Genomic DNA, 13716 nt, shown 5'->3' with positions numbered 1-13716 from the left:
AAATACTTATTATTGTATATTTTTTACACATCAAATCAGGCGGTGAATTTTTGTTAAATGAACTATGTGGAATCCCTCTGAACTATCCAAATCATTTCTTTACACCGCGTTATTAACATCATAATCGACTCCTTTCATTTCTAATATAAGTTCAAACAATTATAGGTGAGTGTAGTACTTGCTTCTACGATCACGAATTTCATCTATAATCTTTTTATACTGTTCCTCTTGTTTTACTTCATTTGCAGATATAGTTTCTTTTTGAATCGTAATGGTTAAAAAGAAAAGGTGAAACTTCATACATGAATTCCTCCTTTCGAATAGGAATTACAGGTGACTACAATAATGACTTTGTCGTTCTTTTACGTTGTACATAGCCTGCTCAATTTGTCGGTCATGAAGCATATCAGACTCAGACAGTTTATTTTTTTGAATGGTAATTGTTAAAAATAATACTCTGAATTTCATTGGATATTACCCCTTTATAATGTATTTAGTAAAGACGATTGTAATAAGAGGACTGACGCTCTTTCACATCATCCATAATATTTTTAATTTGTTGTTCACGAGAAATTTCATCTTTTGAAAGTTTGCGTTTTTGAATGGTAATCGTTAAAAAGAAAGCCTTAAATTTCATTAGGATATTACCCCTTTATAATTTATTTAGTAAAGGCGATTGTAATAAGAGGACTGACGCTCTTTTACTTCGTCCATAATAATTTTAATTTGTTGTTCACGTAAGATTTCAGCTTTTGAAGATTTACGTTTTTGAATGGTGATAGTTAAAAAGAAAGCTTTGAATTTCATTAGGATATTGCCCCTTTTAAAAATATTTTTAGTACATTTGTGTATAATACGAACTTTTAATGTCCGTTATTTTATCCATAGTTTGTTTTAATTGTTGTTTACGAAAGATTTCAGCTTCAGATAACGTTTTTTTCTGAAGTGCTGTCGTAAAAAAGAAAATATGAAAAGTCATAGACGAATTCCTCCTTTCGAAAAGGAATTACAGGTGATCGCAATAAAGCACTTGGCGCTCCTTAACATCATTCATAGCTTTTGTAATTTGCTCATTATGAAGAATTTCAGCTTTGGAAAGTTTATTTCTTTGAATCGTAATACTTAAAAACAATACGCTAATAGTCATCGAATGTTGCTCCTTTCTTTAAAAAATAATGTATGAGACTAAAAAATCGCACGAAAAAGCCACAGGAAGATATCGTTCTCCTATGGCTGGGCGTGAAAAAGCCACAGGAAAGTATACGACCTCCTGTGGCGAATTTATGAATTAATAGAAATAAAGTACGATTTTCAATTCTCCGTTAGGGTGGTCGAATTCATATTTAATTGTCCGAAAAACACAGGTGCAGTTAACGCTAAAGTTAAAGCATGTAATTGTAATTTCATCATTTCCTTCGACCTCCTTTTAGAATATTTTTCTTACGTTAGTAATTATATACAATTAATGGATAATTGTAAACATAAAAAGTGAAAATTTTTAATTTTGATTAAAATGCGTATATTTTAAAGGGTTTTGAGAAGAAGTATTGTAATGAACGAAATATCGATAAAAATGGGGGATGCTAAATGAAATATATGCATCGTAATGTGGTTGTTATGCTAACAATTTTTTTATTTATTACTGCTTGTTCTAGCGGAGAAAGAATAAAAGAAATATCTGATATTGAACCTGGTGCTTTTAAGAAATATGCTGGGACATATGTTGGTAATAACTCAGATGTGGTTGCAATTGTTAATCATTTACCCGGTGGTGAAACATTTCAAAGTATAAGTTTAGAGAATGAAAGTATAAAGGTGAACTATGGTGCACGAGGGAATGGAGCCCTTACAGAAGATATGGTTGAGACGTATTGGTTTGATGGTAAGGATACGATGAAGAAGAATTTTCTCTTTAACGTTATTTATCTAGCGATTTTAGTACCAAATGCAAAAGGTTACGAGTTTCAAGTAGAAAATAAAAAATTTACGATGAAAAGAGAAGAAATACTATCAATCTTGTATGAAAAATTTGATGATTTTCCAAAAGAAGATGATATATGGGATAAAATGAAAGTAGTAAAGTTCCTTAACGATAATAACAAAAAAATTACAATGCTTATGAATGATAAAGAGTTTCGGAAATTTTTATTTGCTAAATATCCAGTGCAGTAGTTGAAATAATGGGAGGAGAAAAGGTGGAGTTAGTATACAAAATTATCTATCATAGAATGCAGGAACATTATTTACCTAAGCTAGTACAGGCAATAAGGCTCATTAGTGAAGAAGATTTGTGGAAACAAAGGGACTCTATTAATTCAATTGGTGGAATCGTACTGCATATTTGTGAACATATACAGAGAAATATTAGTCGTTATAAGAATCCAAATATAGTTTTTGAAAAGGGAATTGAGGAGTATTTTCCGGTAAAACGACTAAGCTCTGAAGTTTTGCTAAAAAACGTTGAAGAAATATTTGATGAATGGAGAAAAGCATATATGCAAGTATGGAAAGAAAAAAAGTATATTGATCTTCATAACTTACTACATTTAGTGGAGCATACAAGTTATCATCTAGAACAAATAGTAGATCGGACGAAATCTATAAAAGGACAACAGTTTAACTTTTGTCAAAATGGTATAAATGAAAAGAATTTGAGAACAAGAGTTGAAACTTCAAAATTTTAGAAAGAGAGTCATTCTTAAACGAATGACTCTCTTTTTTGTAAAAGAAATTTATGGAAATAAATATTTTCATGTGCTATGGTTAATTACATAAGTAATGAACCTATGAACCTAAGGTGGTGAAGTTGTGAAACCTACTCTAGAACAAAATAAGTTAATATACATACAAATTGCAGAAACAATTGAATCTGATATTTTAAGAGACATATTGCTGGAAGAAGAACAAGTTCCATCTACGAATCAATTTGCGAAGATGTTACAAATTAATCCGGCTACAGCTGCAAAAGGAGTAAATCTACTAGTGGATGAGGGGATTTTATATAAAAAGAGAGGGATCGGGATGTTTGTTACAAAGGGAGCAAAAGAAGTCGTACTAAAAAAAAGACAAAATACTTTTATGACAGAGTATTTACCTAAAGTGTGGGAAGAAGCAAAAGTACTAGAAATATCAAAAGACGAATTGATGGACATGATACACAAAATTACGAAGGAGGGGAAAGAGGGATGATTGCACTTGAAACGAAAAACTTGTCTAAAAAATATAAAAAGAAATTAGCTGTTAACGAAGTAACTATTTCATTGGAAGAGCATAAAATATATGGTTTGCTTGGAAGAAACGGAGCGGGGAAAACAACTTTATTAAACATACTCGCAGGTCAGATTATTTCAAGTAGTGGAAGCGTATCTGTATTTGGTGAAAATGTATTTGAAAATAGTAAAGCGATGCGAAATATTTGTTTCGTAAAGGTGAAAGAAAACATTAATTTAAGTAGTAAGGTAAAAGATGTTTTTTATTTGTGTAACATGTTTTATGAAAATTGGGATCAAGAATATGCTGAGGAACTTATTAAAAAATTTCAATTGAATGCAAAAGAAAAATATTATGATTTATCCCATGGTATGCAAACAATTGTTGGTATTATTAAAGGTTTAGCTAGTAGAGCACCAATTACTATTTTTGATGAGCCGACTACCGGTTTAGATGCAGCACATCGAGAGTTGTTTTACGAATTATTATTGGAAGATTATAGTAAATATCCACGAACAATCATCTTATCAACACATTTAGTTGAGGAAGTGTCCCATGTTATAGAAAATGTAATCATATTAAAAGAAGGATCGTTAGCTGTTCAATCCTCTGTGGAAGATTTTTTAGAAAAAGGACACATAATATCAGGACATAAAGATAAAGTGACAAATTTTTTAATGGGGAAAAATGTTGTAAAACAAGAGTTGTATGGGAATAAAGAGATTTCTGCGATATGGGGAGATCTTTCTGCTAGAGATTATGAGCTAATAGAAACTGAAGGGTTAGAAATAGGCAGAGTAACACTGCAAAAACTATTTATTTATCTAACAGATAATGAGGTGAAATGAAAATGCTTTTAAAACAATTAAAGTTACATATGAAATTTCATTATAAGGCTATTCTTATCTTTTGGTGTGTGGCATTATTTATAAAATGGACAACAACTGCAACTGATATAAAGGGACTAAAGGTAGCATTTTTACATGATATCTTCAATAATTCATCTATTGCAATTGCAATATTTATTGTGGCAAGTGTTTTTCTTGTTCAAGATGACATATTTCGTACAGTTGTCTCATTTGGCGTTACTAGATTACAATTCTTTATTGGTTCAGTATGTTTTATCATATTACAATCAGTAATTTTTTCATTTCTACAAGTTTTGCTTTTACAAGGTACATTTTATGAAACGAAACATATAAATTTAGGAGCACATACAATTGAACAATTCTTTGCACAGTTCGTGTTCTATCTATTATTAGCTAGCTTATTTCAATTAACAACTATTTTTCAGAAAAGATTTAATTGGATAGGCTTTGCTTTTAGTGTGATTTTTTTCTTGGGGTTGACGAGTACAATTTATGGTAAGGTAGGTTTGAAAGAATTGGTATTTATTGATAGTAAATCGTTACTTGATATACCCAATTTTATATCAATTTCGATAGTGCTTATTTTAATATACTTTATAATTAGCGCTCTATTTATTCGTAAAGTTTCTTTTGAGGATACGATTTAAGCACAAATACTTTAAGAGAGAAGGAAGACTGTATGGGAGATACTTCTTCACTAATAACCGTCTTTTTATGCGTGGCACTGCTAATTTTTTGGCGACGATATCGTTCTATGTATAAGCCGATAAAGGGAACGGGAAAACGTATTTTGTGGCCATTACTATTTTTAACACCGGGTATTTTATTGTTTTTTGGTCCAGTACATCCAGCTATATTACAAGTGACTATAGCGGCATCCATTGGGGTGATTTTCGCAATCCCACTTATAATTCTGACAAACTATGAGCGAAGAGAAGACGGAAACATTTATACGAAAAAAAGTGCTGCCTTTTTAATTACTTTTATCGGAATTGTTATTTTAAGATATAGTTCAAGACAATATATTGTTGGCTTAGATCCGCAAACAATAGGTTTATTATTTTACGTTATTGCAATATCATATATTATTCCGTGGAGGATTGCTTGTTATATAAAGTTTAGGAAAGTTTGGCGGGAAAATAATAATCATGCTATATGAAAACTTCTCATTTGAGAAGTTTTTTATTTTTATATGTAAGTGAAATAACTTGTTGAAGTGCAAGCTACCATGCAATATGATAAATATAAAAAATTGAGGAGAGTGGGGGATATAAAAATGCGTACAATTTTACTTTTTCTAAATAACATGTCAACTGATGAGATAGAAAGTATTAGAGAAATACACGATCCTTTATTTGGTTTAATTCCTCCCCACATAACAATTGTATTTCCTTTTGAAGGTAATATTTCAAATGATGAATTGAAATCACATATTTCGAATCTGGCAAAAGGGATAGGTACAATTGAGATTAAGTTTGCAAGTGGTGTAACTAGTATAGGAGGCTATTTATTGTTAGAAATTGAGCAAGGAAAAGAACAAATAGAAAAACTACATGATAAATTGTATACAGGCCCCTTATTACGATTTTTGAAAAGAGACATTCCATACATACCACATGTAACAGTTGGGAGAAAAGATAGCGCGGAGTTAGCGGCTGAAATAGCGAAGGATATTCCTAGTTTTCATGAGAAGTTAAATTGTGTAATTGATAGAATTAGTGTGGAACGAATTGGTGAGAATGGAGAATCAATTATTGAATTTGAAGTACCATTGCAAAAAAGCTGACGAAAGTCAGCTTTTTTATTTCGTACCATGAAGTAAAACACCAATCGCACCACTATAACCGCCGTCTTGTAAAAAGACTGGTATTTTATTTTGATATTCTGTATAGCTACTTATAATACTTTGAAGATGTACGTTATTACATAGAGTAGAACCGATGTAAAAGATATGGTCAATATTTCTCGCTTCGGCGAATTGAAGGCTTAATGCAGTGACGACTTCACCGACAAGTCCTTGAACGGTAGCGAGTATATCTGAACTACTATAATTTGAGTCTGTAATGGTCGCTTTTCCGAAATTGCTAGCAGTTAAGTTATTATCAAGAGGGGAGAGAATCCCGCCATAAATATCTCCAACTGTAATATCTAGACTGTTTCTTGAACCAATTTTCGTAAGCGGAATCACGTCTTCAAAATGATCTATATTTGTTAATAGTTTTGAAAGACCCATAATAGTACCACCGCCAACTCCAGTTCCACCAGCGCGAACATATTGCTTGTCGTGAACATAGTGAATGGAAGTACCTGTACCGATATTTGTTAATACAAAGTTGTTTATAGCACGTTTTTCTTCTTTTAGTATGTATCGTACTCCTGCTAAAGTAGCTTCAAACTCGTTTAATTCTACTATTTTATATGAACTTGAAAGGAGTTGTTCTAACTGTGTAGCTTTACCACCTGTAATGCATAATTGTGTAATTGAATTATTATTATGAAGCCATTCTTTAATTTTTTCTTGTTCATATGAATAAAATTTTTTAAAAACTAATTTGTTCATTTCGTTAAAGTAAGCAATTTTTGTTAATGTTCCCCCAGCATCAATACCAACAACATTCCGCATTTTCCTACCCCTTACTATGTGATCTGTTTAATCAGCTTGATATATTAATAGCTTTTCAATGGTAACGATTGATTGACCGTTTACAGAGGCAATTCCTTTCCCAAGAACAAAACCTCGTCTGTTACGTGTTAATTCATAATGTAAGTCAAGTTTATCACCGGGATACGCATTTTCATGAAATTCCACCCCATCTAAAGAGGAGAGGAAACCAAGTCCTTCAGATTCACCTGTACTTACAAAAGCACTAAGTTGAGCGAGTGCTTCTACAATTAACATATGAGGCATATAGTTTTGCTTGTTATTAATAAACCACTCATTATTTGTGATCAGTTTGTATCCTGTAGCTGATTGAGATTCTTTAACGTTTGTAATTTTATCAATCAGTAAAAATGGATAGCGATGGGGAAGAGTATCTTTAATATTCATATCGTACCTCCAGGAATAATAATACCCCTGCTAAAGTTAAGCAGGGGAGTTATTATTAATTTTCAACTAATTCCGCTACTTTTTCAACATTAAAAATACCGCTATTTTTAATGTTTTCAACTGCTTCTTGTAATACTACTTTATCTTGAACAAGTGCAATACGTACAAAACCTTCGCCATGAGGACCAAATGCATGGCCTGGTGTGACAACGACATTTGCACGATCCATAAGTGCATAAGCGAACTCTAGCGAAGTCCATCCTTTCGGAATTTCAGCCCAAACGAACATACTTCCAGCTGGTTTATCGACATTCCAACCGAATTTGCGGAATCCGTCCACTAAAGTATCTCTACGTTCTTGGTAAATTCCACGGTTTTTCTCACAAAACGAAGCGCCGTGTCGCAATGCAGCGGATGCAGCTTTTTGAATTGGTAAAAACACGCCGTAATCTGTATTAGACTTAAATTGCGTAAGCGCACCGACGATTTCTTCGTTACCAATCATATAACCAATACGGCTACCAGCTAAACTATAACTTTTAGATAAAGAATTAATTTCAACGCCAACTTCTTTTGCGCCAGGTACAGATAAGAAGCTAATTGGCTTTTGGCCATCAAAATAAAATTCAGCATAAGCAAAATCATGGACAACGATAATATTATGTTTTTTCGCGAATGCGATTACCTCTTTAAAGAAATCTTCATGAGCCATTGCTGGAACTGGATTCCCTGGGAAGTTCAAAATCATCATCTTCGCTTTATTGGCAATTTCTTCAGGGATAACTTCTAAGTTAGGTAAGAAATCATTTTCTTTCTTTAATGGCATGTAGTAAGATGTTGCGCCGGCCATTTGAATTCCTGTTTCATAAGCCGTATATCCTGGATCAGGAACTAATATAATATCTCCCGGATTTGCAAAAACCATCGGTAAATGAACGAGTCCGTCTTGTGAACCCATTAATAATAAAACTTCTTTATCGGCATTTAAAATAACGTTATGAGTGTTGTTGTAATATTCAGTTACAGCTTCGTGAAATTCTTGAATACCAGATAATGTATATCCGTAACTTTCTTTTGCACTTGCTGTATGTACCATTTCTTCTCTCACAAAATCAGCAGGAGGCATATCAGGATTCCCGATACTTAAATCGATCATTTTATGACCTGCTGTAATTTTCTCTTTTTTATAGGCGCCTAATTCACTAAATATAGAAGATTGGAATGCTTTCATTCTAGTTGCTAAAGTGTAAGTCATCAAAACCCCTCCTAAAAACAGTGTTTTCTTTCTGTATTTTTAATTATTCTGAAAACACATGTTTACATTTTATCATTTTTTTATGAAAATTAAAATGATTGACAAATTTAGAGGGAGGATAATAAGGGGAAATATAAAAATAACGTAGAAAATATTTTCTACGTTATAAATGAAGATTAATTGTTTGTTTTTTTATATGTACATGTTTTTTCAGTTGTAAAAAAGTATACATTTAATTCATTATCGACAACTTTTAAAGATTGATCTGATGTAAACGAGTTACCATAATCAATACGATACACGTTAGAATTTTTAACAAACGATCCTTTAAATAAATCCTCTTTTTTAGTTGTTGTTTGCATTTCCACTAAATTGTGAACAACCTTTTCTTTCTTTTCTTCTTTTACAACTGTTTCAAATTTATAATACACAGGGCATTCACCTTTTTTATTATCAATGACTTCCCAAGAACCGTATATGTCATTATTGCTACATCCACTAAGTAGAACGATTAATATAGGGAAAATAAATAGAAGCTTTTTCATTGTGTACTCCTTTCTTATTAGTTTTTATAAACGTGCGAATACGATAGGAATATTGTAATGAATAAAGTTTAAATTTTTATAAAGAATTAATAAATTTCACATAAAAATTTGGAGAAGGGTGGGATTTCAAAATAAAAAGGCATGAATCTAGTGTAATGCCAGATTCATGCCTAATGGTCTATCTTATGTTATGTCTTTTGAGGATAAATGAAGCGGAAAGAAGAATGACAATTCCATTTACAACATACATATTTACAATAATAAAGGCTAGGTTAGCTGCGCCAAATCCACCTTTATCGAATATAGAGGTGAATGCTGTAGTAGTCAAAAAGATAATGGGAGTTAACAGTAAAAATAAGAAACCTGCAACAATTCTTCTTTTAAAGTTATTTTGGGATAGGGAAATGGCTAAAAAATTAAGGGCGCCAAACATAATGAATGAAAACAGAAGGGTAATTAATAATTGGATGCCATCAGACATTTCCACAGCTCCTTTTTGAAAAATCTATAATTTATTTTATTCGAAAGTAGTAGGGGATAATCCTTTAAATATTTGAACTACATAAAGAGAATAGATTTTAATCCTTGAAATTCAAAAAGAATGGACCCAGTAAAATACGGGATCCATTCTTAAGAAGTATTAGTTTTATAAATTCGCAGATTGCGACGTTTGTTTTTCAAATCGTTTCTGTTTAGATAGGGAAATAAATATAATTAACAATGAAATGACTCCGAAAATTAGAACCATATACTGTAATCCAATCGTATCTAAGAAGAAGCCGGTGCCGAGTAAGACAATTTGGAACATAATTCTTTCAAACATATTACGGAATGAGAAGAGACGTCCGTGATAGCTTTTTTCGACTTTCGTTTGGAAAATTGTCGACATAATAGGGAAGAAGCAGCCAACACTAAATCCAAACAAACCAAATGAGGCAAGTGCCATCCATTTAATATCACTAAAGAACAACGAAAGGTGTGCAAAAGCGGTACAAAATGCGAAGAAATATAGTAACTTTTCAGGTTTGAAATGATCAGATAAACGTTTAATAACGAATGCACCTAACATAAACGCTACACCTTCAATTGTATATATGAATCCTTTAATTGTTGGGTCATGTTGCATTTCGCTAATGTTAATAACCATTAAATTGAATCCAGCTATAAATAAAAGAGGGATAATACTTAATATAAGTGCTTTAAAAGCAATAGGGATTCCTTTTAAAATACGAAATACTTCCATAAAACTATTATCTTTAGCTGATTGTTTACTTGATGTAGCGGATTTTTTATCTTCAAATTGTAGGAAGAAAGTTGAGAGGAATAATAAAGCGTATGCTGCCATTGAGAAGGCATACATATACTGTAAACTCATTACAACTAAAAGAATGCCACCTAGTGAAGTACCTGCAATACGAGCGATTGTACCGATATTCATATGTACACCGTTCATTTGTAATAGCTCATGTTCATTAACGATGAGTGGAATTACAGATTGTAATGCAGGGAAATAAAATGCCGCGGAAATTTGAAGTGCAATCATAAATGCAATCATGAAAGCGATACTTTCATATTGAATAGCGAAAAACATGAAAATAACACTAATAACACGACCAAATCCAGCGTAAAGAAGAACTTTCTTTTTTTCATATTGATCAATGACACGCCCAGCCATTGGACCGACTAGAACACCAGCTAACAGTCCGATAAATAATATAACGGATTTCATAAAATCAGAAGGGACGTATTTTTGCATAAATTCAAGATTACCAAGAATACCAAGCCATAACCCTAGACCAGCAATAAACTCCCCAATTAACACAATCCAAACATTTTTATTACGCCACATAATGTAAAACCTCTCTGTCTTTTAAAATGAAAAACTCGTATATAAAACCTCCTTATTTTATGTATTATTTTTAACGAAATTTTTTAGAGTCAGAGTCTATATTACGTGTTTCATTAATGGATTTCAATCTTTTTGATTTGTAAAAAAATGATGAATTAAGTGATACAATGGGTAACTAAAAATACAAAAAATTCACAAGTAAATTCAAAGGGAAGGTAAGTGTGGGGAAAATAAAAAAAGTAAGAACGCAGATAATACGTCTTACTTTTCTCAAAAAACCAAAATAGATTAAATTAGCAACACTTATGATCTTGTCCAATAGCTAAGCCGCTAAAAGACAGAGGACCAACAATGTCTGCACTTGCACCACTAGTAAGGTTTTCTACAGTTAATGAATACTCGTGAGTCCCGCAGCTAACATTTTGATCTATAGCTTGAAATGTTTGCGCGTAAAATTGCTCAGAATCTGTAGATTCAATCCCTACTTGAGCGTTGAAGATTTCTGTATTGTCACGGAAAATTCGGAATAAAACTTGTGAAATCTCAGTTATACCTTCAACCCCAACTGTAGCAATTAATTCTACTCGATTATTACGTGAATCTCTTCTTGAAATTTTTAATTTAATACTTGCTAGAATTGCTTTTTCTGGGGAATGGGGAATTACAAAAGTTGTTTCACCTGTTTTATTTAAAGGTTGAGTAGCTTGATAATCAATGATATGAGTCATATTCGTCACCTCCTCATATACTAAAATATGAAGGTAACGATGAATTAGCTTGGACATATATTATAAGATTTTAAGAGAATTGAGGAGTAATGTTGAATAAAGGGAGATAATATAAAAGCATCAAGAAAAAATCCCAATTATGAGAGTCATTTTTTGATGCTTTTCATACTTTAGGCGGAATATTCTTCTTTACGTACTTCGAAGAATTCATTCCGGCGTAAGTAATTAAAAATTTTTTCCGAAACCTCTTCTTCATGAGACACTAAGAATCGTTGATCAAAAGCATAGAAAGATTGACCTTTAATTAATTTTACGTAGTATATTTTACACGCCTCCTTTAAATTAGGATTCTTAAATACTTTATATTATGATGACCTATCTGGTTGTTAATAATACTTAAAGTTTCAAAGGGGAGAAGTATAAATTCAAAAAAACATTGAAATAGCTTACAAATCTGTAATGTTTTTGTCACCTTTGCCGATAGTTAAAATTAACCAGTATCTTCTATACTACAAATAGGTTCCATAAAACAAGGGGGTAGAAAGATGGAGGAAGTAATTGGAGAAGTTGTAGCAGGGATTTGTGAATTTGTAGTTGAAGTTACGGTGGATGTTTTAGGAGATTTAGTTTCCGGAAATGATGAAGAGAAAGAAACATTATAAAATTTGTAAAAAGTTTAAAGATAAACAATGTGTAAAAGCTGATTTCTAAAGGGAAGTCAGCTTTTATATTTTTTACATTATATTAATAATATCTAAATATTAACCTGTTATGATATTAATGAAATCAATAAAGGAGCTGACCGATATGAATATGCCGAATTCTAGATGTGATGTACCTGATTCTAGTACGATTGTAGCGAATATAAATGAAAAAGAATATCAATTTATTGTTCGTATACATCCACTTGCAGGAAAGATGATAGCGCTATTTGAAAATGGGAAAGAATATGGCTTGCTTGATAAGGAAATCGCTAGTAGGGATAAATTTATTAGGTCAGAGCTTACTAAGTTGAAGCATTTCAACATAGATATTCTTTATGATAGTCCTGGGTGGATATGGATTGGCATGGACCAATATGGATTGCATGCAAGAGAGGCTACTAATAGCGAAGTAGAAGTTATTGTGAAGTTACAGGGGGATTAAGTTATTTAGACGTGTAAGAAGATCCTCAAATATAAGAGATACTTTGTAGGGTTGTGGGATAATTACCCATAACTTTTTTTGTTTTGTGCTTAAAAATAAAAGAGTTAAATTTTTTTGATAGAAGGTCTCTAATACAAGAGACGAGACTAAGCTAAAAGAGGATTTGAAATTATATAAAGAGAACTTATAAATTAAATATAATACTTTATAGAAAGAAGATGATAAAAGTGAGTAAAGAAGAACTTGTGAAACAACAATTTGGTAGTAATGCAGAGAAGTATGTGAAAAGTAAAATTCATGCAAAAGGACTGGATTTACAATATGTAGTTCAGCAAGTTGAAACTCGTCATAATAATCGTCTTCTTGATATTGCTACTGGTGGCGGACATGTTGCTAATTTGTTAGCCCCAATGTTCAAAGAGGTAGTCGCTCTTGATTTAACAGAAAAAATGTTAGAAAAAGCAAAAGGTTTTATAGAAGGGAACGGACATGAAAATGTATCATTTGTAGCAGGACATGCAGAAAGGTTACCATTTGCTGATGAATCCTTTGATACAATTACATGCCGAATTGCAGCACATCATTTTGTTGATCCTTTGCAATTTATTTTTGAAGTAAATCGAACGTTAGAAGATAATGGGTTATTTATATTAATTGATAACGTTTCACCAGAAAATAATGAGTTTGATACATTTTATAACTTTATCGAAAAGAAGAGAGATCCAAGCCATGAACGAGCTTTGAAAAAAACAGAATGGATTACTTTATTAGAAAAACATGGTTTGCAAATGCAGTCATGTCATACTTTTGACAAGAAGTTCGATTTTGATTGGTGGTGCGATATGATGGATGTTCCTATGCAAAAACGTGTAAAGTTAACAGAGTGTATGATGAAAACATCAAATGAAATGCAAGAATTTTTCAAAATTCAATTTGGAAATAATAAAATAGAATCATTTTATACTGAAATGGCACTGTTCGTATGTAAAAAAAGTTCAACATTAAAAAGATAAATTTCTTGCAGTCTTTCTGATGTACGATATACTTAGTACAGAGAAAATGAGA

The 13716-nt window shown here is 31.8% G+C and carries 23 protein-coding genes; 9 read left to right on the top strand and 14 right to left on the bottom strand.

Annotation, left to right across the window (positions count from 1 at the left end; genetic code table 11):
* Positions 1–159: 159 nt before the first annotated feature.
* From MR155_RS09815 to MR155_RS09790, 6 genes are read right to left on the bottom strand one after another with little or no spacing between them, the layout of a single operon-like run.
* Positions 160–300, bottom strand: a complete 141-nt coding sequence (locus MR155_RS09815) for a YrzI family small protein (RefSeq protein WP_002065956.1) — start codon at positions 298–300, stop codon at positions 160–162.
* Positions 301–327: 27 nt separating this feature from the next.
* Positions 328–468: a YrzI family small protein gene (locus MR155_RS09810; RefSeq protein WP_000672237.1), complete on the bottom strand. Its 141-nt coding sequence runs from the start codon at positions 466–468 to the stop codon at positions 328–330.
* Positions 469–493: 25 nt separating this feature from the next.
* Positions 494–637: a YrzI family small protein gene (locus MR155_RS09805; protein ID WP_002013394.1), complete on the bottom strand. Its 144-nt coding sequence runs from the start codon at positions 635–637 to the stop codon at positions 494–496.
* Positions 638–663: 26 nt separating this feature from the next.
* Positions 664–807, bottom strand: a complete 144-nt coding sequence (locus MR155_RS09800; protein WP_000668987.1) for a YrzI family small protein — start codon at positions 805–807, stop codon at positions 664–666.
* Between the two features lie 28 nt (positions 808–835).
* Positions 836–979, bottom strand: coding sequence for a YrzI family small protein (locus MR155_RS09795; RefSeq protein ID WP_000142704.1), 144 nt, complete (start codon positions 977–979; stop codon positions 836–838).
* 27 nt (positions 980–1006) lie between these two features.
* Positions 1007–1147 carry a YrzI family small protein gene (locus tag MR155_RS09790; protein WP_002065958.1) on the bottom strand — a complete coding sequence of 47 codons (141 nt, stop codon included), beginning with the start codon at positions 1145–1147 and terminating at the stop codon, positions 1007–1009.
* Between the two features lie 440 nt (positions 1148–1587).
* Here MR155_RS09790 and MR155_RS09785 point away from each other — a divergent pair, with 440 nt between their 5' ends.
* From MR155_RS09785 to MR155_RS09755, 7 genes are all read left to right on the top strand, one after another.
* A complete protein-coding gene (locus MR155_RS09785; RefSeq protein WP_242309479.1) occupies positions 1588–2172 on the top strand; it encodes a DUF4825 domain-containing protein in 585 nt (194 codons plus the stop codon).
* 23 nt (positions 2173–2195) lie between these two features.
* Positions 2196–2684, top strand: coding sequence for a hypothetical protein (locus tag MR155_RS09780; protein WP_242309477.1), 489 nt, complete (start codon positions 2196–2198; stop codon positions 2682–2684).
* A 124-nt stretch (positions 2685–2808) separates the two neighbouring features.
* Complete coding sequence (locus tag MR155_RS09775; RefSeq protein WP_242309475.1) at positions 2809–3189, top strand: GntR family transcriptional regulator; 381 nt, start codon at positions 2809–2811, stop codon at positions 3187–3189.
* The gene (locus MR155_RS09770; protein ID WP_242309473.1) at positions 3186–4058 is read left to right on the top strand and encodes an ATP-binding cassette domain-containing protein; all 873 of its coding nucleotides are present in this window, start codon (positions 3186–3188) and stop codon (positions 4056–4058) included. The genes MR155_RS09775 and MR155_RS09770 overlap by 4 nt, the downstream gene beginning before the upstream one ends.
* On the top strand, positions 4055–4726 hold the full coding sequence (locus tag MR155_RS09765) for a DUF4052 family protein (RefSeq protein ID WP_040963093.1): 672 nt from the start codon (positions 4055–4057) through the stop codon (positions 4724–4726). Before MR155_RS09770 ends, MR155_RS09765 begins: the two co-directional genes overlap by 4 nt.
* A gap of 32 nt (positions 4727–4758) precedes the next feature.
* Positions 4759–5238 carry a CcdC family protein gene (locus MR155_RS09760; RefSeq protein ID WP_061674113.1) on the top strand — a complete coding sequence of 160 codons (480 nt, stop codon included), beginning with the start codon at positions 4759–4761 and terminating at the stop codon, positions 5236–5238.
* Positions 5239–5355: 117 nt separating this feature from the next.
* Positions 5356–5865, top strand: coding sequence for a 2'-5' RNA ligase family protein (locus tag MR155_RS09755; protein ID WP_242309471.1), 510 nt, complete (start codon positions 5356–5358; stop codon positions 5863–5865).
* A 15-nt stretch (positions 5866–5880) separates the two neighbouring features.
* Here the strand turns inward: MR155_RS09755 and coaW are convergent, their stop codons facing one another.
* The 8 genes from coaW to MR155_RS09715 form a co-directional block, all read right to left on the bottom strand.
* Positions 5881–6702, bottom strand: a complete 822-nt coding sequence (gene coaW, locus MR155_RS09750) for a type II pantothenate kinase (RefSeq protein WP_242309468.1) — start codon at positions 6700–6702, stop codon at positions 5881–5883.
* Positions 6703–6729: 27 nt separating this feature from the next.
* Entirely contained in the window at positions 6730–7128 is a 399-nt protein-coding gene (locus MR155_RS09745; RefSeq protein WP_242309467.1) for a 3-hydroxyacyl-ACP dehydratase FabZ family protein, read from the bottom strand.
* Positions 7129–7183: 55 nt separating this feature from the next.
* Positions 7184–8383, bottom strand: coding sequence for an LL-diaminopimelate aminotransferase (locus MR155_RS09740; RefSeq protein WP_242309464.1), 1200 nt, complete (start codon positions 8381–8383; stop codon positions 7184–7186).
* A gap of 176 nt (positions 8384–8559) precedes the next feature.
* On the bottom strand, positions 8560–8928 hold the full coding sequence (locus MR155_RS09735) for a hypothetical protein (protein WP_113937515.1): 369 nt from the start codon (positions 8926–8928) through the stop codon (positions 8560–8562).
* Between the two features lie 178 nt (positions 8929–9106).
* Positions 9107–9409: a hypothetical protein gene (locus MR155_RS09730; protein ID WP_113937514.1), complete on the bottom strand. Its 303-nt coding sequence runs from the start codon at positions 9407–9409 to the stop codon at positions 9107–9109.
* 165 nt (positions 9410–9574) lie between these two features.
* Positions 9575–10777: an MFS transporter gene (locus tag MR155_RS09725; protein ID WP_219302716.1), complete on the bottom strand. Its 1203-nt coding sequence runs from the start codon at positions 10775–10777 to the stop codon at positions 9575–9577.
* A 293-nt stretch (positions 10778–11070) separates the two neighbouring features.
* The gene (gene exsC, locus MR155_RS09720) at positions 11071–11505 is read right to left on the bottom strand and encodes an exosporium protein ExsC (RefSeq protein WP_219302714.1); all 435 of its coding nucleotides are present in this window, start codon (positions 11503–11505) and stop codon (positions 11071–11073) included.
* A 170-nt stretch (positions 11506–11675) separates the two neighbouring features.
* The gene (locus MR155_RS09715; protein WP_078179002.1) at positions 11676–11828 is read right to left on the bottom strand and encodes a YqbF domain-containing protein; all 153 of its coding nucleotides are present in this window, start codon (positions 11826–11828) and stop codon (positions 11676–11678) included.
* A gap of 484 nt (positions 11829–12312) precedes the next feature.
* On the opposite strand from MR155_RS09715, the gene MR155_RS09710 reads away from it, so the two are divergent.
* Positions 12313–12651 carry a hypothetical protein gene (locus MR155_RS09710; RefSeq protein ID WP_242309462.1) on the top strand — a complete coding sequence of 113 codons (339 nt, stop codon included), beginning with the start codon at positions 12313–12315 and terminating at the stop codon, positions 12649–12651.
* Between the two features lie 227 nt (positions 12652–12878).
* Positions 12879–13664, top strand: coding sequence for a class I SAM-dependent methyltransferase (locus MR155_RS09705; RefSeq protein WP_242309460.1), 786 nt, complete (start codon positions 12879–12881; stop codon positions 13662–13664).
* Positions 13665–13716 lie beyond the last annotated feature (52 nt).

The organism is Bacillus cereus group sp. BfR-BA-01331 (assembly GCF_022663915.1).
Taxonomy (GTDB): domain Bacteria; phylum Bacillota; class Bacilli; order Bacillales; family Bacillaceae_G; genus Bacillus_A; species Bacillus_A mycoides.
This window is presented reverse-complemented; position numbering and strand designations above follow the sequence as displayed.

Excerpts from the sequence above, each read along its gene's own strand:
- MR155_RS09800 (WP_000668987.1), bottom strand. The coding sequence starts at position 807 with ATGAAATTCAAAGCTTTCTTTTTAACTATCACCATTCAAAAACGTAAA.
- MR155_RS09770 (WP_242309473.1), top strand. The coding sequence starts at position 3,186 with ATGATTGCACTTGAAACGAAAAACTTGTCTAAAAAATATAAAAAGAAA.
- exsC (WP_219302714.1), bottom strand. The coding sequence starts at position 11,505 with ATGACTCATATCATTGATTATCAAGCTACTCAACCTTTAAATAAAACA.
- MR155_RS09725 (WP_219302716.1), bottom strand. The coding sequence starts at position 10,777 with ATGTGGCGTAATAAAAATGTTTGGATTGTGTTAATTGGGGAGTTTATT.
- MR155_RS09740 (WP_242309464.1), bottom strand. The coding sequence starts at position 8,383 with ATGACTTACACTTTAGCAACTAGAATGAAAGCATTCCAATCTTCTATA.
- MR155_RS09735 (WP_113937515.1), bottom strand. The coding sequence starts at position 8,928 with ATGAAAAAGCTTCTATTTATTTTCCCTATATTAATCGTTCTACTTAGT.
- MR155_RS09745 (WP_242309467.1), bottom strand. The coding sequence starts at position 7,128 with ATGAATATTAAAGATACTCTTCCCCATCGCTATCCATTTTTACTGATT.
- MR155_RS09730 (WP_113937514.1), bottom strand. The coding sequence starts at position 9,409 with ATGTCTGATGGCATCCAATTATTAATTACCCTTCTGTTTTCATTCATT.
- MR155_RS09790 (WP_002065958.1), bottom strand. The coding sequence starts at position 1,147 with ATGACTATTAGCGTATTGTTTTTAAGTATTACGATTCAAAGAAATAAA.
- MR155_RS09710 (WP_242309462.1), top strand. The coding sequence starts at position 12,313 with ATGAATATGCCGAATTCTAGATGTGATGTACCTGATTCTAGTACGATT.
- coaW (WP_242309468.1), bottom strand. The coding sequence starts at position 6,702 with ATGCGGAATGTTGTTGGTATTGATGCTGGGGGAACATTAACAAAAATT.
- MR155_RS09805 (WP_002013394.1), bottom strand. The coding sequence starts at position 637 with ATGAAATTTAAGGCTTTCTTTTTAACGATTACCATTCAAAAACGCAAA.
- MR155_RS09760 (WP_061674113.1), top strand. The coding sequence starts at position 4,759 with ATGGGAGATACTTCTTCACTAATAACCGTCTTTTTATGCGTGGCACTG.
- MR155_RS09810 (WP_000672237.1), bottom strand. The coding sequence starts at position 468 with ATGAAATTCAGAGTATTATTTTTAACAATTACCATTCAAAAAAATAAA.
- MR155_RS09765 (WP_040963093.1), top strand. The coding sequence starts at position 4,055 with ATGAAAATGCTTTTAAAACAATTAAAGTTACATATGAAATTTCATTAT.
- MR155_RS09795 (WP_000142704.1), bottom strand. The coding sequence starts at position 979 with ATGACTTTTCATATTTTCTTTTTTACGACAGCACTTCAGAAAAAAACG.
- MR155_RS09755 (WP_242309471.1), top strand. The coding sequence starts at position 5,356 with ATGCGTACAATTTTACTTTTTCTAAATAACATGTCAACTGATGAGATA.
- MR155_RS09815 (WP_002065956.1), bottom strand. The coding sequence starts at position 300 with ATGAAGTTTCACCTTTTCTTTTTAACCATTACGATTCAAAAAGAAACT.
- MR155_RS09785 (WP_242309479.1), top strand. The coding sequence starts at position 1,588 with ATGAAATATATGCATCGTAATGTGGTTGTTATGCTAACAATTTTTTTA.